At 45.9% G+C, this 19,389-nt stretch carries 17 protein-coding genes; 11 read left to right on the top strand and 6 right to left on the bottom strand.

The genetic code is table 11. The features are described 5' to 3' along the window. Positions 1-62: 62 nt before the first annotated feature. Both R7R24_RS12330 and phnW read right to left on the bottom strand, forming a co-directional pair. Positions 63-1,442: an aspartate aminotransferase family protein gene (locus R7R24_RS12330; RefSeq protein WP_054579225.1), complete on the bottom strand. Its 1,380-nt coding sequence runs from the start codon at positions 1,440-1,442 to the stop codon at positions 63-65. A gap of 26 nt (positions 1,443-1,468) precedes the next feature. Beyond that, positions 1,469-2,572 (bottom strand): 2-aminoethylphosphonate--pyruvate transaminase, encoded by a 1,104-nt coding sequence (gene phnW, locus R7R24_RS12325; protein ID WP_054579226.1) that lies wholly within the window; start codon positions 2,570-2,572, stop codon positions 1,469-1,471. A 266-nt stretch (positions 2,573-2,838) separates the two neighbouring features. On the opposite strand from phnW, the gene R7R24_RS12320 reads away from it, so the two are divergent. The 5 genes from R7R24_RS12320 (at position 2,839) to R7R24_RS12300 (ending at position 8,644) form a co-directional block, all read left to right on the top strand. Next, positions 2,839-3,849, top strand: coding sequence for a putative 2-aminoethylphosphonate ABC transporter substrate-binding protein (locus R7R24_RS12320; RefSeq protein WP_005384363.1), 1,011 nt, complete (start codon positions 2,839-2,841; stop codon positions 3,847-3,849). Between the two features lie 269 nt (positions 3,850-4,118). Next, the gene (locus R7R24_RS12315) at positions 4,119-5,225 is read left to right on the top strand and encodes a putative 2-aminoethylphosphonate ABC transporter ATP-binding protein (RefSeq protein ID WP_009705055.1); all 1,107 of its coding nucleotides are present in this window, start codon (positions 4,119-4,121) and stop codon (positions 5,223-5,225) included. 8 nt (positions 5,226-5,233) lie between these two features. Further along, complete coding sequence (locus R7R24_RS12310; RefSeq protein ID WP_047102801.1) at positions 5,234-6,958, top strand: putative 2-aminoethylphosphonate ABC transporter permease subunit; 1,725 nt, start codon at positions 5,234-5,236, stop codon at positions 6,956-6,958. A gap of 9 nt (positions 6,959-6,967) precedes the next feature. Next, complete coding sequence (gene phnR / locus R7R24_RS12305) at positions 6,968-7,672, top strand: phosphonate utilization transcriptional regulator PhnR (RefSeq protein ID WP_005442366.1); 705 nt, start codon at positions 6,968-6,970, stop codon at positions 7,670-7,672. Between the two features lie 66 nt (positions 7,673-7,738). Continuing rightward, on the top strand, positions 7,739-8,644 hold the full coding sequence (locus tag R7R24_RS12300; RefSeq protein WP_047102800.1) for an EamA family transporter: 906 nt from the start codon (positions 7,739-7,741) through the stop codon (positions 8,642-8,644). Between the two features lie 68 nt (positions 8,645-8,712). Here the strand turns inward: R7R24_RS12300 and R7R24_RS12295 are convergent, their stop codons facing one another. Then, the gene (locus R7R24_RS12295; RefSeq protein ID WP_005374044.1) at positions 8,713-9,264 is read right to left on the bottom strand and encodes an outer membrane beta-barrel protein; all 552 of its coding nucleotides are present in this window, start codon (positions 9,262-9,264) and stop codon (positions 8,713-8,715) included. A gap of 12 nt (positions 9,265-9,276) precedes the next feature. Beyond that, on the bottom strand, positions 9,277-10,203 hold the full coding sequence (locus R7R24_RS12290; RefSeq protein WP_005384371.1) for a VirK/YbjX family protein: 927 nt from the start codon (positions 10,201-10,203) through the stop codon (positions 9,277-9,279). 412 nt (positions 10,204-10,615) lie between these two features. Here R7R24_RS12290 and R7R24_RS12285 point away from each other — a divergent pair, with 412 nt between their 5' ends. The 5 genes from R7R24_RS12285 (at position 10,616) to R7R24_RS12265 (ending at position 16,339) form a co-directional block, all read left to right on the top strand. Continuing rightward, positions 10,616-10,975, top strand: a complete 360-nt coding sequence (locus R7R24_RS12285; protein ID WP_005374041.1) for a DUF3316 domain-containing protein — start codon at positions 10,616-10,618, stop codon at positions 10,973-10,975. Between the two features lie 219 nt (positions 10,976-11,194). Continuing rightward, positions 11,195-12,595, top strand: a complete 1,401-nt coding sequence (locus tag R7R24_RS12280; RefSeq protein ID WP_191115949.1) for an FAD-dependent oxidoreductase — start codon at positions 11,195-11,197, stop codon at positions 12,593-12,595. A gap of 113 nt (positions 12,596-12,708) precedes the next feature. Then, a complete protein-coding gene (locus R7R24_RS12275) occupies positions 12,709-13,833 on the top strand; it encodes a carboxypeptidase family protein (protein WP_170893074.1) in 1,125 nt (374 codons plus the stop codon). 455 nt (positions 13,834-14,288) lie between these two features. After that, positions 14,289-15,269 carry an OmpA family protein gene (locus R7R24_RS12270; RefSeq protein WP_065275126.1) on the top strand — a complete coding sequence of 327 codons (981 nt, stop codon included), beginning with the start codon at positions 14,289-14,291 and terminating at the stop codon, positions 15,267-15,269. 200 nt (positions 15,270-15,469) lie between these two features. Then, positions 15,470-16,339 carry a LysR substrate-binding domain-containing protein gene (locus tag R7R24_RS12265; protein ID WP_047102797.1) on the top strand — a complete coding sequence of 290 codons (870 nt, stop codon included), beginning with the start codon at positions 15,470-15,472 and terminating at the stop codon, positions 16,337-16,339. A gap of 68 nt (positions 16,340-16,407) precedes the next feature. On the opposite strand, the gene R7R24_RS12260 is transcribed toward R7R24_RS12265, so the two are convergent. Further along, positions 16,408-17,283, bottom strand: coding sequence for a LysR family transcriptional regulator (locus tag R7R24_RS12260; RefSeq protein WP_047102796.1), 876 nt, complete (start codon positions 17,281-17,283; stop codon positions 16,408-16,410). Between the two features lie 248 nt (positions 17,284-17,531). On the opposite strand from R7R24_RS12260, the gene R7R24_RS12255 reads away from it, so the two are divergent. Further along, positions 17,532-17,768: a hypothetical protein gene (locus R7R24_RS12255; protein WP_005374030.1), complete on the top strand. Its 237-nt coding sequence runs from the start codon at positions 17,532-17,534 to the stop codon at positions 17,766-17,768. Between the two features lie 121 nt (positions 17,769-17,889). Here the strand turns inward: R7R24_RS12255 and R7R24_RS12250 are convergent, their stop codons facing one another. After that, on the bottom strand, positions 17,890-19,260 hold the full coding sequence (locus tag R7R24_RS12250) for an L-serine ammonia-lyase (RefSeq protein WP_005374028.1): 1,371 nt from the start codon (positions 19,258-19,260) through the stop codon (positions 17,890-17,892). Positions 19,261-19,389: the final 129 nt, after the last annotated feature.

Here is a 19,389-nt window from a genome sequence, read left to right as displayed (position 1 = left end):
GCGCTGCCTACACATTGGAACCGCGCTCTGAATCAATTGGTGTTTGTTGAGGTCTATTGACCCTAGAAGTAGTTAAAGTCTTTGCACACTTTGGCGATCGCTTCTTCGAAAATTGCCAACGCTTCTGTCAGCTGTTCGTGAGTGATGATCAGCGGTGGGCTGAGTTGAATCACGTTACCTTGCGATACCTTGAAGCTCACTCCGTTGTTGAGGCATTGGTACAGCACAGCTTCCGCTTCGTCATACGCGCGTGCTTTGCTTTCGTGGTCGGTGACCAGTTCAATGCCCCATAACATGCCGATGCCACGCACATCACCAATCACTGGGTATTTGGCTTTCATCTCTAGCAGCTTTTCACGCATGAACTGGCTGTCGGCTTTGGCTTTATTTAGCAAGCCGTCTTGTTCAATGGCTTCCATGGTTGCCAGTGCTGCAACACAACCGATAGGGCTTTTCTCATGAGTGTAATGACCCATGGAGATTTGCTCGGCGGTGTTGTATTTGTCTTTGGTGACCATGGCTGCGATAGGCACTAAGCCACCACCCAAGCCTTTACCGATGCACAGCATATCTGGCTCGATGTCGTAGGCTTGGTAGGTAAACCATTCACCGCTGCGACCCATACCGTTAGGGATGTCGTCGATGATCAGCATGACATTGTGTTTGTCACAGATTTCACGGATGCGTTTCCAGTAGGCTTTGCTCGGCACTTGAACATCCGTGTTGCGAACCGCTTCTGCGATAAATGCGCCCACGCCGCCTTCTTTCTCAATCACGTATTCGAGGTAATCGGCGTAATGCACGTCGCTGCCGTCCTCTACTGGGAAAGCGCCTCGGTAAGACACGGCTGGTGGAATGCGCTCAACACCTGCCATTAATGGTCCCATACCTTGGCGGAAACACGCTTCGCCACCTACTGAGATGGCATCCAATGATGCGCCGTGGAAGGAATCCCACAGCGACACCACCTTGTAATTGCCCGTGATGTGGCGTGCTAATTTAAGAGCCATACCAACCGCAGATGTGCCACCCGGAGCAAACAGCACGCGGTTCAATTCGCCGCCACAGATTTGGGTGAGTTTTTCGGCACATTCAATCGCAGTTTCATTGGTAAAACGACGTGGTGAAAACGGCAGTTTGGCAATTTGCTCTTGCACACGTTTAATCACATGCGGATGACCGTAGCCCAGCTGATGGACGTTATTGCCATGGAAATCCATGTACTTTTTGCCGGTGGCATCTTGGATGTAGATGCCTTCTGCTGCTTCCAAGGTATCTAAGCAAGGCGTCGACATGGCTTGATGAAGAAAGACCTCCGAATCACGCTTCAATAATGCTTGCGTGCGTTCGTCGTCCATCGATGTATTCCAAGCTTGGCGCGCTGGTGTTGTGTTGACATCGCCTTCGCTGCGGAAATGGGTCGGTTTGATATTCTGAGTCATAACGCTCTCTCAATCAGAAGGCTGCTTTACGCAACTTGCCAGTACATTGCTTTTTCAATTGCACCGATTAAGCGCTCGATATCTGCTGGGTAAACTTCGCCAATGTTGCCGATACGGAAGCAATCTGCGTTTGATACTTTACCCGGATAAATCACGAAGCCTTGCTCTTTCAAACGCGTGTAGAACTCTTTGAATTGGTAATCACTGTGCGTCGGAGAGTAGAAAGAAGTGATGATTGGCGAGTGTAGGTCATCACTCAGTAGTGGTTCGAAACCCAAAGAGCGCATACCAGCAACCAGTGTTTTCTGGTTAGTCTGGTAGCGGTCGTGACGGGCTTCGATTCCGCCTTCTTGTTCTAGCTCTAACAAGGCTTGATAGAAAGCGCGAACCGTGTGCGTTGGAGATGTGAAACGCCATTTGCCGTGGTTCACTTCCATGCAGTGCCACTGGTCGTAAAGATCAAGGCTCAAAGAACGTGCCTGCCCTTGGCACTTTTCGAGCTCAGTTTGTTTTGCAATCACGAAGCCAAAGCCCGGTACGCCTTGAATGCATTTGTTTGCAGAGCTGATCATAAAATCGATGCCTAGCTCTGCGATATCGATAGGAATGCCACCAAAGCTCGACATGGCATCGAGAATCACGACTTTACCGTGTGCTTTTGCCGCAGAAGCAAATGCCTCAATTGGGTTGAGCATGCCAGTGGTTGTCTCGCAATGAACAATCGCCACGTGTGTGATTGTAGGATCCGATGCCAATGCAGTTTCCACCTCGTTCAAGTGTGGCTGTGATGTTTCGCCTGGGGAAACTACATGGCATGGAATATTTAGGTAATCAGCGATCTGAGCGATACGTGCACCGTAAGCACCGTTGTCGACAACTAGCAGCTTTCCATCTTTGCCAATGGCGCTGCCAATCGTCGCTTCTACTGATGCGGTGCCACTACCTTGCATTAGTACGCTGGTGTAGCCGTCTTGCTCCGTCGCCAGTTTTACAAGCTTAGTGCGGATCACTTCTACAATGTCTTTGTTGTATTCATCATCCCAAGTACACCAGTCTTTCAGCATGGCTTCGCGTACTGTTTCAGAAGTAGATAGAGGACCTGGAGTCAGTAGTAGGTATTCGTTTTTCATCTCGATTTCCATCAGAATAAGCAAGTTGGTCTACACCAAATTTAGAGTTCACTCTAGCGAGGAAGAAAAGGGCAGTAAATAGGCGAATCTCCAATTTCATAAAACTTTAATATCCAGAAAATGGCGGATCAATTGAACGATTATTCATCGCAAATTTTCGTAAAACTGCCATTTAATGGTCATGAATTCGTCACAAAGGCTCAGTAGGGTGTATATCGTCAACTGGTACAGACCAAATGAAAACTTAGCTAAATTAACTGGAGAAAATGATGAAAAACCGTTTGATGAAAGGATCGCTGGCTGCACTTGTCTCTCTGCTAGCTACGAATGCAATGGCAGCACAGGAAGTCACGGTTTACACCGCTTTCGAAACTGACATTCTTGCGAAATACAAGTCTGCGTTTGAGAAAGATAACCCAGATATAAAGATTAAGTGGGTTCGCGATTCGACCGGTATCATGACGGCGAAATTGCTGGCAGAAAAGAACAACCCTCAAGCGGAAGTGGTTTGGGGTCTTGCTGGCTCGTCAATGGCACTGCTTAAAGATGAAGGTCTTCTTAAGCCTTACACACCAAAAGGTTTGGAAGAGCTGCACGCGAACCTAAACGACCCTCAATCAAACCAAGCTTGGTTCGGTAACGATGCATTCTTTAACGCAGTTTGTTTCAACGAAGCGGTAGCGAAACAACTTAACCTACCGAAACCAACGTCTTGGGAAGACCTAACGAAACCGGTTTACAAAGGTCACATTGCAATGCCGAACCCAGCTTCTTCAGGCACTGGCTACATGCAGGTTTCTGCTTGGCTACAAAACATGGGTGAAGATCAAGCATGGAACTACATGCGTGACCTAGATAAGAACATTGCACACTACACGCACTCGGGTTCTAAGCCATGTGTTCAAGCGGGCATGGGTGAAGTGGCTATCGGTATCTCGATGGCTAGCCGCGGTGCGAAGCTGAAAACACAAGGTGCACCACTAGCGGTGATCACACCAAAAGGCATCGGCTGGGAATCAGAAGCCGTTGGTCTAGTAAAAGAGTCTGATGCAGCGAAACGTGTTGTCGACTGGTCAATCTCTAAAGCGGCAAACGAGCTTTACGTAGAAATGTACCCAGTGGTTGCACATAAAGAAGTGAAAGCGACAGTATCTAACTTCCCGAATGTTCAAGAGAACATGGCGAAGATGGACTTCGCGCAAATGGGCAGTAAGCGTGCAGAGATCCTAGCGGCATGGTCTGAGAAGTTTGACGCGAAATCAGAGCCAAAGTCTTAATTGAATTTGCTTTGAGTTGAATGCTGAAATCCACCTCGGTTGAGGTGGATTTTTTGTTTTCTCTGTTATTTCAAAGTTTGCTGAAAGTAGATTCCTAGTCTCACCTAGGTTCGCTGGAATGACGAACTTAAGAAAGTCGGGAATCTCTAATTGTCACGTAAACAAACTTCGCTTCTCTTCATCTATTTGTCATCTTCTGGCTATAAATTTGTCATTGGAACGTAATACTCCAAAACTAAAGTTGGTATATACCATCTGGAGCGTGTGTTATGTCAACTAACCAACATTACCTAAATATCGAAAATGTAGTGAAGCAATTCGGACAGTTCACTGCATTAAAGAAGATCTCGCTAGCGATTGAAAAGGGCGAGTTTGTTTGTTTTCTTGGTCCTTCTGGCTGCGGTAAAACCACTCTGCTACGTGCCATTGCAGGTTTAGACTTGCCAACGTCTGGTGCGATTTTTCAAAACGGTCAAGAGACCACATTCCTACCACCAGAGAAGCGCGATTTCGGCATCGTATTCCAATCTTATGCGCTGTTTCCGAACCTAACTGTGCAAGAGAACATTGCGGTGGGTTTGAAAAACCAAGGTATGTCGACCAAAGAAGCGTTAGAGAAGGTGGATTACTGGCTAGAAACCATTGGTCTTCCAACCTCTGGCGAGAAATTCCCTAATCAACTTTCTGGCGGTCAACAACAGCGTGTTGCTTTGGCTCGTGCATTGGCGTTGTCTCCGGGTTTATTGTTATTGGATGAGCCGCTGTCAGCGCTGGATGCAAAAGTACGTGTTCACTTACGTGATGAGATTTGCAAGCTGCAACGTAAGCTGGGCATCACCACCATCATGGTTACGCACGATCAGGACGAGGCGCTGTCAATGGCGGATCGTATCGTGGTAATGAACCATGGTGTGATTGAGCAAGTTGGCACACCTCAAGAAATCTACCAACAACCAGCCACACGCTTTGTTGCTGAGTTTGTCGGCAGCATGAACTTTATTGAAACCTCAGCCGCAACGGATTCGCAGGTACGCATTGCAGAAACCCTGATGCCAGCGCCAAGCTTGACTAATCGTAAGATCCAACGCGGTGACCGCTTCGACCTTGCGGTGCGTCCTGAAAGCATCAAGTTCGTTGAAAACTACACCAACTCTCTACCAGTGCGAGTTACCGCAACCGAGTTTTTGGGGGCGTTTTTCCGCATTGATTGCGTATTGCAAAACGACAGCTCAACGAAAACCATCGTCGTGGATGTGCCTGTGGAAACGGTTCAAAAACTCAATATCAAGGCGGGCGATGTACGTTACATCCAGTTTGCTGAAGAAGGGCTGCATGGTTACGCCGTGCCCTCGGTTGATAAAGCGCTAGCAGCGTAGGTGTAAACATGGATGCGAAGACAATGACGATGAATAGCCTGACCACACAAGACAAAGCAAAATCCCTACTCGGACGTGTTAGCCGCGACAACCTTGTGTTGTTTGGTTTGCTCGCAGGCTTGTCGACCATGATGGTACTGTTCATCTTAATGCCGCTTTGGGCAATGTTGACCAAGAGTGTGCAAAATGCCAATGGCGAATTTGTCGGTCTGGCAAACTTTGCGACGTACTTTTCCTCTTCAAGCTTGTGGGTGTCGGTGGGCAACACTTTTACTTTGGGCGTAATAGTGACCTCGGTAGTGGGTGTGCTTGCGTTTGGTTATGCCTACGCGCTGACTCGTTCATGCATGCCGTTTAAAGGCTTGTTTCAAATCGTAGGCACTGCGCCAATTCTTGCGCCTTCGCTGTTACCAGCGATCAGTTTGATCTTCCTTTTCGGTAATCAAGGCATTGCCAAAGAAATGCTGTTAGGAAACTCGGTTTACGGCGTGATTGGTATCTCGATGGGTTTGATTTTCTGGACCTTTCCTCATGCATTGATGATTTTGACCACTTCGCTGCGCACTTCAGATGCCCGTTTGTATGAAGCAGCCCGCGCACTTAAAACTTCACCCATCAAAACTTTCTTTATGGTGACGTTACCTGCGGCGAAATACGGTTTGATCAGTACGCTTATCGTCGTCTTTACGCTAGTTATCACGGACTTTGGTGTGCCGAAAGTGATTGGGGGCAGCTACAACGTTTTGGCGACTGACATCTTCAAACAAGTTGTGGGACAACAAAACTTTGCCATGGGTGCGGTGACCAGCATTATGTTGTTATTCCCTGCGGTAATGGCATTTGGTGCAGACCGCTGGGTACAGAAAAAACAAAAGAGCTTATTCGACACACGCTCGGTGCCTTATCAGCCAGAACCTAACAAAGCGCGCGACAGCATTTGTTTGGTTTACTGCAGCATCATTTCTATCGCAGTGTTGGCTGTGCTTGGCATGGCGGTGTATGGCTCGTTAGTTACGTTCTGGCCTTGGAACAAAGCGCTGACGCTAAACAACTACAACTTTGCTGAAATGAGCACCTACGGTTGGAGCCCATTCTTCAACTCGCTAACACTTGCAGGTTGGACGGCGGTTATTGGTACAGCCATTATCTTTGTCGGTGCTTACTGCATTGAGAAAGGGCGTGCGTTTGGTCCAATTCGCCAAGTTATGCAAATGCTCAGCGTGGTGCCAATGGCGGTTCCGGGTATGGTTCTTGGCTTGGGTTACATCTTTTACTTCAACGATGCAAACAATCCTTTGAACGTGCTTTATGGCACCATGGCATTCTTGGTGATTAATACGGTAGTGCATTACTACACCGTGGGTCACATGACTGCACTGACAGCGCTAAAGCAGTTGCCATCGGAGATTGAAGCCACGGCGGCATCGGTGAAGCTTCCTCAATACAAGTTGTTCTTTAAAGTGACATTACCTGTGTGTTTACCTGCGATTTTGGACATTGCGACTTACTTGTTTGTTAATGCATTGACCACCACTTCTGCGGTAGTATTCCTTTACTCAACCGATACGATTCCGGCTTCGGTCTCGATTCTGAATATGGACGATGCAGGTCAAACTGGCGCTGCTGCGGCAATGGCGGTGATGATCATGATTGCTGCCGCAATTGCGAAGATTGTTCAGATGACTTTGGGTAAATTGTTAGAGAATCGCACACAAGCTTGGCGCAAAAGATAAGGACACTTCGTGCAATACGTAAAAATTAAAGATTCGATTGTTGAACAGATTGAAGCGGGCATGCTATCGCCGCGTCAAAAACTGCCAGCAGAGCGTAAGTTAGCGGAGTCGTTCGATACTACACGCGTCACTCTGCGTGAAGCTTTATCACTGCTAGAAGCGGAAGGTCGAATTTATCGCGAAGATCGCCGAGGTTGGTTTATCTCACCCGAGCCATTGCGTTACGACCCAACCCAAACACTTAACTTCCCGAACATGGCGAAAGCGCAAAATCGCGTGCCAAAAACGGAGTTGGTCGCAGCAAAAGGAACCTTGGCAAACAAACAAGCCGCGCGCTTGCTGGACTTGCAACCTTTCTCGGACGTGTATCGAGTCGACCGTGTGCGATACCTCGAAGACAGACCTGTGGTATTCGTAACAAACTACATTCGTCCAGAGCTGTTTCCGAACCTGTTGGACTACGATTTATCAAATTCACTGACGGACATTTATCGCGATCATTATGGCGTTACATATCAAAAGATTCGCTACCGCATTTCAACCAGCACTTTGTTGGGTGAAATGGCTCAAGCACTGCGCGCGACAGCCGGCACGCCAGCGATGGTGGTGGAGCGCATCAACTACAACCAACACGGTGAGTTGATTGATTGCGATATCGAGTATTGGCGACACGATGCCATCAGCATTGAATCTCTAGCGGAACTCAATCGTTAAGTGGATTTTCTCATTATCTAAGGCTCCATCTCGGGGCCTTTATTTTATTCAGACAGGAACATTGAAATGGATTTGTTGGCGATTGGTCTCGTCGTTTTCTCTGCTGTTCTCCATGCGGGTTGGAATATCCTTGGCAAAAGCAACTCTGGGTCAGGGCTCGCGTTTACCATGGCCGCCAGCTTTTCTGCGTGTTTCATTCTTACCCCTTATTTGATTTGGTATTTGGCAACCATTGGCTGGACATCATTACCGAGTGAGTTTTGGGGATTGCTGTTCATTAGCGGCATTTCACAAATGGTTTATCTGGTTGGTTTGATTGTCGCTTATAAGCACGCAGACGTGGGTGTGGTTTATCCCATTGCTAGGGCACTGCCTGTGATGATGGTCGGCGCAATCAGTGTGGCATTGGGACATGAATTATCCAGTCAGCAGTGGCTTGGGTTCTTGCTGATTACCCTTGGTTGTATGCTGGTGCCACTGACGAATTTTCGTCAAATGACGTTGGGCTCTTATTTGAATGTCGGTGTGTTCTGGGCATTGATTGCCGCAATAGGCACAACGGGTTACTCGGTGGTCGATAAAGAAGCGCTGAGTTTACTTACAGGACAAGCATCAGAGATCTTGAATGATCAGTACAGTGCAATCTTCTACTTGGGCGTGCAGTTTTGGGCTATTGGTATTCCTGCCCTTGTGTGGTGCTTAGTTACGGACAAGCCAGATGAGATTAAGACAGCGTGGCAGATCCGCAAAACAGCCAGCATGGCAGGGGTAATGATGGCATCCACCTACGGCTTGGTGTTGTTTGCGATGACCATGACAGACAACGTCAGCTTGGTCGTGGCACTAAGGCAAATCAGCATTGTGTTTGGACTGTTTATGGGGATTTGGTTTCTGTCAGAGAAATGGTATCTCACCCGAGGGCTTGGCGTTACTTCGATCGTGGCGGGGATCATTCTTGCGCTTGCGTATTGACCTATATTCACGAAAAAAGGCAGCGAATGAGCCTCTCGCTGCCTTTTGTATTAACTTGTAAGCCTTGTTTAAAAACGCAGTTGCGCACCAAACATCACGCCGCTAGAGTCAAAATCGCTGTTTTTTGAGTACACATATTCTGCATTCAAACCAAAGTGTTTATAGCTCCAGCCGATACCGCCAGCGGCTTCCCCTCCGACACTTGAGTGTTCGATGTTCTTGCTCTGACCGTTCACTTTATAAGTGTATTCGAGAGTGTAGAGAGTGACACCTGCCTTGCCGTACAGTTCGAAACCTGAACCCAGAGGATAGCTCGCATAGCCGCTTAATCGTGGGCCAGAAAAGCTCGTATCGGTGACTTCTGAAATCGGACTCACGAGTATCGAGCCGATACCGTCAAACGCGCCTTTATAACCTGCTTCGATACCAAAGTTATGTGTTGGCATGTAGCGGTAATATATTTCACCTAAGAACATGTCGCCTGATTCTTTGCTTGTCGGAGCATCGTAGTTCACATCGCCATAGCCAATGTTTGTACCTATGATGTGCTCACTGGTTTCTGCATTGGCTGACAAAGAAAAAGCCGACAGCACTAAAGCAGTAATGAATGAATAACGCATGAACGTTTCTCCTTAGCTTTTAGCTTGCTCGCCTTTTAATATTTGTTCGAAAGTGATCTTGGTGTTGTCTAGCCATTCATAACGGCGACGATACATCGAACGCTTAGAGCGCGACATGCCTTCGATATCTCGACGGGGTGCATTTACATCAATTGAGTAAAAATGACGATTGTATTCGGTGCCGCCCAATTCTTGCCAGAGTGCATCGTAATCCGTTTTGATTCGCCCTTTGCTGTAGCGCTTAGCTGCGTAAGTATGGGACTGCGTTTTCACTGCTAGAATCGTGTTCACTTCCCAAATTTGTGCGAGCAAAGTGAGCAAGCTCACCATCAAGCTTTTTGGTCTCTGTCCGTAAAGCTTACGGGTTAGCTTTTTAATTTTCGCGTTGTTTTCTTCACTGCTTCGCGGTCCTTGTAAGCCGCCAATCATAATACTGCGTCCAGATTCGATGTGACCTAGCGTAAAAGAGAGCGTGTAGAAGTTGCCATCTTCAGCGCTGTGCAGCACTAGGCTCATGTCGCCTTCTTTTTGATAACGTGCTTCGTATACTAATCTCACCGAGTACAGTATTTCGTCAATTTCAAAAGAGGCTAATGTTAGGCCTTTCGAGTCTGTGTAGATTTCTTCGATTGTTTGTTTAGAGAACAGTTCTGAAATCGTTTTATAGTGATCAACCACCAAGTTGGAGCGATCAAAGGCGGAGTTATTCTTGATGATGTACGGGCGAAACGGTTTTTCTAGGAATCGGTGTGTACGCGTACAAAGCAACTCTAACAATGACGATTCAATATTGTCTGAAAGGTGCTTAAACGCACGTTTGTAATAAAGCGCACGTAAGATGAACTTAGCTCTGTAGGTCCAAATTGGCTTGTAGACATCAGCATAATCATCTGAGTAAATCGATTTGCTATGGTAAAAAATGGATTTGTTCGCGGTCATTTTCACTCCAGATTAACTTGTGCTCAATAGCGACAATTAAGAACCGACGGACGAGCAGCGAAGAACCCGAAAAGGAGGAATGCAAAGCACGACTGAAAAGAGGTGGTTTTTGCTGTGTCCGACGTTTTTGTAAGGTTTTGAACACTGTTCTTTTGCTGGAATTCTAAGAGAAAATTGACCTTAGGTATTGTATGGTTTGGTAAGGAAGTGTCAGGTTGAAACCCATTGTTCAAAATGAAGAAAATGCGAATGTCGGCTGAATATGACGTTGAGTTGCTAAGTTAATGTGAAATAAGTTGAACGAAAATTGAACATTATTTGAAATTGTTTTGACGTGTTTTAGGTCTTTATACGTACCTTATAAGTATCGAGCCAATTTTGGCCCGATGTAAAGGTAAGTAAGGAGAGGTTTATGAAACGCTTAACAACTTTAGCAAGTACGATTGCTCTGATTGCTGCACCTTCTATGGCTCTTGCTAGTGGTTATCAGTGGACAAACGATACCGAAACTATCCATGGCGACGTAATGGATAGCAAACAAGCGGCTTATGAAATGGGCCGAGACATGATCCAAAGCTACCAAAATAAATCATCTGGACAACTCCGTGATGAGTTTACGAGCCTTACAACGTATGTTGATCGCCAATCGTTTTCTATCACTGACTCAAAAGTCATGGTAAATGAGTTCTTGCAAAGTGACGGGCAAGTTGTTTACCAGCCTATTCTCAATGTTCAATACGAGTACCGCATGCGTGATACCGGTAAATACTAACCAGTAAGACGGACTTGAATTGTTTACCACTAATATTTTTTGCTGTTTGTTTTGGGGAGCCACGAGCTCCCCATTTTGTTTTTGTCGAAAGCGAAAATTTTCACACTCTCAGTGCAACATTTTCTATCGCTCAGCGTTAGATTTTCTTGCTCGTTGATTGTCATCATCGTTTGTAAAGTGTTTGCGGAAATGGATGTAACGCACTAACGAGGATACCCGATGACACATCATTCATATTGGTTCAAGCAGGCAATTGAAGCTGAGCAACCAGAAACGCCACAACCGTTACAGCAGAACATTAATACTGACGTTGCGATTGTTGGTGGCGGATACACCGGACTTTGGACCGCGATTATGATTAAGCAGCAATCTCCGGCAAAACAGGTGGTTGTTATCGAAAAGGGCTTATGTGGCAGTGGTGCATCGGGCGCAAACGGCGGTTGTATGCTGACTTGGTCTACCAAGTTCCCGACATTGAAACGGTTATTCGGTGAAGAACATGCTGCTTGGTTAGTAAAAGAGTCGGAACAAGCAGTGCTAGAGATTGACGACTTTTGTCAGCAGCACAACATCGATGCGCAATTATCGTTAAAAGGGGTTTATTACACTGCAACCAATCCGGCTCAAACTGGGGGAATGCAGCCAGTTGTGGACGAGTTAAAGCGATTAGAAGTGAACAGTTGGCGTCGTTGCTCGGTGGAGGAACTGCGTGCCAATGCGGGATCGCCGCGCAATATAGAAGGCTTTCACTCTCCAGTTGCAGCCAGCGTTCAACCTGCTTTATTGGCGAGAGGATTAAGACGCGTCGCAATGGAGTTGGGTGTTGAAATCTATGAGAATACGCCGATGACGCGTTTAGATTATGGAAAACCTGCCACTGTCTGTACACCTAAAGGAAATGTTCAAGCGCAGCAGGTGGTGTTGGCATTGAACGCATGGATGGTGGAGCAGTTTAAACAGTTTAAAAACAGTATCGTGGTGGTCTCTTCCGACATGGTGATCACCAAGCCGCTTGGTGACGCACTACCTCAATCTGGTTGGCAGGTAGGTTCTAGTGTGTTGGATTCTCGTATTTTTGTGCACTATTACCGAGATACGCCAGATGGCCGTTTGATGTTGGGGAAAGGCGGCAATCAGTTTTCTTTCGATAACCAAGTTGACGTAATGTTTAACAAGCCAACACGCTACCAAGGTCTACTGCGTAAGTCGTTCGATAAGTTGTTTCCTCGTTTGAGAGGCGAGGAGTTTGCTTATTCATGGACGGGGGGCTCTGATCGTTCTGCTACTGGTTTCCCTTTTTTCGGCGAGCTAGATAAACAGAGCAATATCTTTTACGGATTTGGTTATTCAGGCAATGGTGTAGCGCAGACTCGCATGGGCGGAAAGATCCTATCTTCATTGATATTGGGAATCGATAACGAGTGGACGAACAGTGGTTTAGCCAAAGGACCGTTGGGGTGTTTCCCACCAGAACCGCTTCGCTGGACCGGGGCTATGATAGTGCGCAACGCGGTACGTCGAAAAGAGGAAGCAGAAGATAACGAGAAAACGCCGTTTATCTGGGATAAGTGGCTAGCAAAACTTGCAGGACCAGCAGGCAAAGCGGATAAGCTTGACTAAACTGAAGACTTTAGCCACAAACGAGACAGTTTGCAGTGAAAGTCATTGGGGCGCGATGAAGCCTTGTGTTAGCCTCTGTCTTTCAAGCTCAGATTTAAAAGGTGAGTCATAAAATGAAAGTATTCAGCAACTTCGATAGCGGCAGCATTCACGTAGTGAAAGCGGACGACAAAAACGACATCCAACTCAAAATTCCTAACGACAATATGTCGGAATTCTACCAGTGGTTCCACTTCCGTCTTGAGACAGAAGTCGAGCAATCACACACCATCAAATTGCTTGATTTGGCTAAATCGGCTTATCCAGAAGGATGGCAAGGTTACGATGTGGTTGCGTCTTACGATCGTGAAGAATGGTTCCGACTACCGGCAGAGTTCGATGGCGACACGCTGACTTTCACTGTAATCCCTGAGCGCAGCTCAATTTACTTCGCGTACTTTGCGCCATACACGTACGATCGTCATTTAGACTTGTTACACATGGCACAAAGCGCGCACCACTGCCAACTAGAGACGCTTGGTCATACGCTAGATGGCAATGACATGAGCTTGCTTACTTTCGGTGAGCCAGAAGAAGGCAAAAAGAAAATCTGGATGATTGCACGTCAGCACCCAGGTGAGACAATGGCGGAATGGTTCATGGAAGGTATGATCCAACGTCTGTTAGATGAAAACGACACGGTTGCGCGTGCATTGCTTGAAAAAGCGGTGCTTTACGTCGTACCAAATATGAACCCAGACGGTGGTATTCGCGGTCACTTGCGTACCAACGCAGTAGGTGTAAACCTAAATCGTGAATGGCAAACGCCATCAATGGAAAAGAGCCCAGAAGTCTACCTTGTGCGTCAGCGCATGCTGGAAACGGGTGTTGACATGTTTTTAGATATCCATGGCGATGAAGCGATTCCGTATAACTTCGTCGCTGGCTCAGAAGGTATTCCTTCTTACGATGAAAATCTTGCCGCTTTAGAGGCATCATTTAAGCAAGCGTTATTGACTATTACGCCAGAGTTCCAAGATGAGATTGGTTACGATAAAGATGAGCCTGGTAAAGCGAATTTGACTGTGGGTTCAAATTGGGTTGCAGAGCAGTTCAAATGCTTGTCTTACACAATCGAAATGCCATTTAAAGATAACAACAATCACCCTGATCCACTTTACGGTTGGTCTCCTGAGCGTAGTGTCTTGTTTGGACAAGATGTATTAGCTGCAACGTTAACCGTAGCGGATAAAATTTAGCGCGACGAGTTAACGCTTTTTCATTATTTCGAAAACAGCTCATTTTAAATGAGCTGTTTTTTTGTGCTCTCCATATCCACGCTCCCCTGTAAAAATTTGTTGCCATTCACAAGCTTAAATGATGATTCTTAAATTTGAGAAAGTGGCTTTTTATGGTGATTTGCGTCACAGAAAGTTGGCTTCTTTGTGATATTCTCCGCAACGAATTGACTATGGCTAAACCAACGCAACGAACTTTATTTTTCGGTTGGGTATGCGGATGAAGCTCATGAATAGATGGTCTTGAGGTTACCTTTTTCCGTTTTACGTCATTGGCGTTTGAATATCATTTTTGATTCTTTCCTACGCTATTTAGCTATTTCTATTCGAAGAAAAGAGAAAGTTACGGCTTCATATTTTACGGCAGTATGCTGCCGCGATGTGTTGCTTTGTGTACAAGAAAAAGGAAAAGAATAATGAAAAAAATCGCTATAGCAGTGGCTACTGTACTTGCTGGTGGTGTGATCTCAAACGTTGCACTTGCTGACACTTACATGGGCGGTAAAATAGGTTACAACTCTCTAAACGATGCGTGTTACCTAAACGAACCTTGTGACGACGACAGTTTTGCAGCATCTATGCACTTAGGCTACAGCTTCAACAAGTACGTTGCAGCAGAGTATGGTGTTGATTACCTTGGTGACTTCACTGCAAACTTCAAAAAGCCTGGCCTAAACACCGTTGATGGTGATCTTTGGGCGTTGACGCTTGCTCCTAAATTTAACCTACCGCTAACGGATTCTTGGAATCTATTCGCGAAAGTTGGTGCTGCATACATGATGGCTGGTGACGAGAAAGATTTCGTACCAACTGGCTCTCTGGGTGCTGAATACCAAATCAACTACAACTGGAGCCTACGTGCTGAATACCAACGCTACCAAGATATGTCTGATGATGTAATTGAAGACATGGATTCAGATTTCTTCGGTATCGGTTTCAACTACAAGTTTGGTTCTGAGCCAGTCGTTCAAGAAAAAGCCGTTGAAGAGGTGGTAGAAGCACGTCCTGCAACACGCATTGTAGATCACGTTTACCCTGCTCAAACAACAGCGACAGTACAATTCGACTTAGAAAGTGCAGAAGTGAAAGACGCGTCGAACCTTTCTGGTACCGTTGATTTGATGAATACTTACCCACAAGCTCAAGTTGAGATCACGGGTTACAGCGATACGACAGGTTCTGCTGCTTACAACAAGCAACTCACAGAAAAACGTGCGAAAGCCGTTGCTGACGAGTTCCAAGCAAAAGGTATTGCGGCTGAGCGTATGACAGTGAAAGGCATGGGTGAAGCTAACCCAGTAGCAAGCAACGAGACACGTCAAGGTCGTCAAATGAACCGTCGTGTTGAAGTGGTTGTTCCTGCGTTTGAATACCAAACAACTGAAAAAGCAGAATAATTCCTGCTTAAGATAAAGTTCCAAAAGCCAGCGTGTATCACGCTGGCTTTTTTGATCCCGCTTAACAAACTAAGTAGTTGTATAGAAACATAGTTATATCGGGACGCTTTGACATATGCTCAACATACGTAAACTCAACACCTTCATCAATTTGTCATCACCAGTTCATAGCATGACAGCTAAATGTCTGGGAGAATGATATGCAAAGTTTACCGCCGCTCAATTTGCTCCGAGCTTTTGAAGCCACGGCGCGACTACAGAGTTTTACAAAAGCCGCAGAGGAGCTAAATGTGACTCGTGCGGCCGTAAGCCAGCAGGTGAAATCGCTAGAGTCACAGCTCAATGCGACGTTATTCGAGCGCAAGGGCACGCACCTTACGCTGACCTGCTCCGCACAAGAATACTGGCCTGTGGTTAATCATGTGCTTCAAACATTATCGACCACGACGCAGCATTTATTTACTCGTCCCAAGAATACGCAAGTTAACTTACATGTCGCTCACAGCTTTTGCTCTCAGTGGTTAATGCCAAGATTGGCTGATTTTCAGCGACAATTCCCAGACATCTCCTTTAAAATCTCGACTACTGCTAATACAGTTCCAAGCGCCAGTGCGATTGCGGATATCGAAATTATTAACGGAGATGGAGATTGGCAAGAGCAAGAAGCCATACGATTAACCCAAGAAAACTGGATCGTTGTCGCAAGCCCCGGCTTTATGCATTTAAACCCGATAAATGACCTCTTGCAGTTAGCTAAAGCGCCTAAAATTTGTACTGGCGGTTATCATGAATCTTGGCAAGAGTGGCTTACGCACCAAGGTTATCAAGGGAAGGTGAGCAAAGTCGTCGCCGAGTTTGAACACTCATTGCTTGCGATTCATGCTGCGATGAATCAACTTGGCATGTTGCTGGTAAGAGACTTTCTTGTTGAGGATGAGCTGCAACAGGGCGTATTAGTCCAGGCTGGAAATTGGAATATGCCAAGTTCTGGTGCACATTATATGATGGTTCGAGCATCCGAAAAATCACACGTAAACACCTTTGCTCAATGGTTAATACAGAGTCTTTAATGTTCGTTCAGCGAGTGAGTAGAGCGCATGTGTGGTTTGGCTATTATTAGCAGTAGCAAGTCATCAGTCTAGGACTGAGCGACATGCTTAATTACATCTAATAACCACTGATTTACCGGAGCTTGCTGTTGAGAGCGACGACAGCTCATCACGTAGCGAACATCAAGCTCTAGCCCAGCAGGAAGCGCGATACTTCGGCAACCCTTAGGAACATGTCCACTCATCGTTATGCCAAAATGATTCGTTTGCAGAAGCACTTTTTGAATCATCGCTGGGTGCTCAATTTCCACTTTAGGTGTGGTTCTAAAACCCATATGTTTGAGCCTTTCCAACACAGGGTATCGGTAGTCGTTCCATCCCGGCGTTTTAAAAAGTATAAAAGGGTATTCTTCTAGCTCTTGGGAGTTTTGAGCGGGATGATCTTGTCGAACAAAAAATACCGCTTTTCCTCGCCCCAGTTCGGTCTGAACAATTGACTGTGGCAGATCTTCATCAAAGTAATGAATCGCAATGGCGTTTTCACCGTCAATTAATCGTTTTTTTGCTTCGCTACCCCAGCGCAAACATGAGAATTTTGCTTCTGGAGCGTGCTTTAGTAACTCCAAGTAAAACTTGTCACCGAAGTACTCCCAAAACAATGTGTTGGCATAAATAGTGATTGAGCCGTCAAAATGAGCTGGTGAAAAATGCTGTGGTTTGATGGAATCAATACTGTTGATTATTTGCTCAAAATGCGCAATGTTCGCTTCCACAAAAGCTGTTGGTTCAAAGCCATTTTTGGTCTGAACGAATAGCGGATCATTGAGCTGAGTTTTCATCTTTGTCAGATTTTTGCTGATTGCTCCTGACGTTTTACCGAGTGATTCTGCGACTAACCGGACGTTACGTAACTCATACATCCGTTTTAATACCAAAATATTTTGAATATCCAGATTAACGCTCATACATTGTCTCGCTTGGCTTTTGTCGACAAATCATATCGCTGAATTTCTTAAGAAAAGACAACGCTCGGTCAATTTAAGTTGCTGCCTTATCCCTGATTTATTGAAGGTAACGATAAGTTATTCTTGGTTACATCAGTTTATTAGCATGGATTTCCATTTGGTAAATAATGGCTTTCCTCGTATGAGCGCGTTTCTGTTGTTACAGTTTTTCCACCGAAAGAAAGTAAGAACGATAATAGAGGTGATGTATGAAAAAACTAATCGCACTTGTTTTGATGGTTTGCTCAACAAACGTAGCATTTGCTGGCGATGGGTCATACACGGGCACGATTGATATGACGATGGCAACGAAAAATCAGGTTGACGTAGAGCGTGCAGATTCTCAATTGACGCTGAAGGGTCGCAATGAAATGGCCTATGGCGGTGTAACAATCCATTCGGATGCTGCAACTCAAAAAATTGAACTTCGTGGTCGACGTGATTAATCGAATAGTTTCTTGTTAAGAAAATGCCGCGAAGAACGCGGCATTTCTATATGTAATATCATCAGATCATAATTACCAGATAAGCGTATGGTGAGAAGCTAAGCGCAATGACCACCTGCCATTATTCGCATGGCGGTGCCATATGAATTACAGCTAAGCCCCCCAAAGAGGTTTCACGGTATTTTTTATTCATATCTTTACCAGTCTGATACATGGTTTCGATAACTTTATCTAAAGAAATTAAACATTTACTTGTGCGCTTTAATGCCATACGCGATGCATTAATCGCTTTCATTGCTCCCATGGCATTTCTTTCAATACAAGGTACTTGAACCAAGCCGCCAATCGGGTCACAAGTCATACCCAATGAATGCTCCATCGCAATTTCCGCAGCAATACAAATCTGCTCGTTACTGCCCCCTCTTAGCGCTGTTAAGCCAGCGGCAGCCATGGATGAAGAAACCCCAACTTCTCCCTGACACCCCACTTCTGCACCAGAAATTGACGCGTTAGTTTTATATAAGATGCCGATAGCGCCGGCGACTGCGAGAAAGTCTTTTAGCTGTTTAACATCGAGCTCTTTGATGAAGCGATGGTAGTACATCAATACCGCCGGAATCACCCCTGCTGCACCATTCGTTGGAGAAGTGACGACTTGCCCTCCTGCTGCATTTTCTTCACTAACCGCAAAGGCAAAGAGATTGATCCAATCCATGATCTCCATCGGATCGTTTTCAACTGCAGCGTTGGCTTCGAGCTTTTTCAAAAGGTTTGGTGCTCGACGAGTGACATTTAGACCACCTTCCAAAATCCCTTCCGTATCGAAGCCACGTTGCATGCATAGCGACATCACTTTCCAAATTTGCTCTGCTCTTTGGTTAATTTCTTCGTCTGAGCGAAATGCGAGTTCGTTTTGGAGGATCATGCCTCCCAAGCTGAAACCGTTCGTCTCGGCTTTTTCCAGCATCTCATCTGCGGATGTAAACGGAAATGGTACTGCGACCTCATTTTGTTGCGTGCCGTTCTCTAGTTCGTCGGCGGTGGCGATGAATCCGCCCCCAATGGAGTAATAAATTTCAAACGCTACTTGATCTCCAGCTGCGTCTAATGCCGTAATCGTCATACCATTTTCATGCAGGGGAAGGTTGTCGCTATGAAAGACGATGTCATGGTCGTAGCTAAACTCAATCTGGTGTGTACCGGCGAGCATGAGCGTATTATTGTCTATGGTATTTTGTAGCGCACTTTTGGCACTGCTCATTTTGATGGTATCAGGTTTATTTCCCATCAAACCAAGGACCGTGGCTCGGTCTGTATGGTGCCCTCGACCTGTCAGTGACAATGAGCCATAAAGGTCCACTTGCACCCGATGCACTTTCGCCATAGAGTCGCTAACTAGCTGAGTGAAATGGAATCCGGCAAGCATAGGACCATTAGTGTGGGAGCTGGATGGCCCGACACCAATTTTAAATATATCGAAAATCGACAGCATAATTGACTTCCTTTAGCAGTGAACCTTTATAAAGGTCTCTAGAACAGTGTTGTTAACTAGATGTTAAAGCTTGTGGGTCGGGAGTGAAAGAAGATTTTTGTAACACTGCCAACTAAGCGCGAGATTTTA

It is taken from the genome of Vibrio sp. 704, from assembly GCF_033339295.1.
This window is presented reverse-complemented; position numbering and strand designations above follow the sequence as displayed.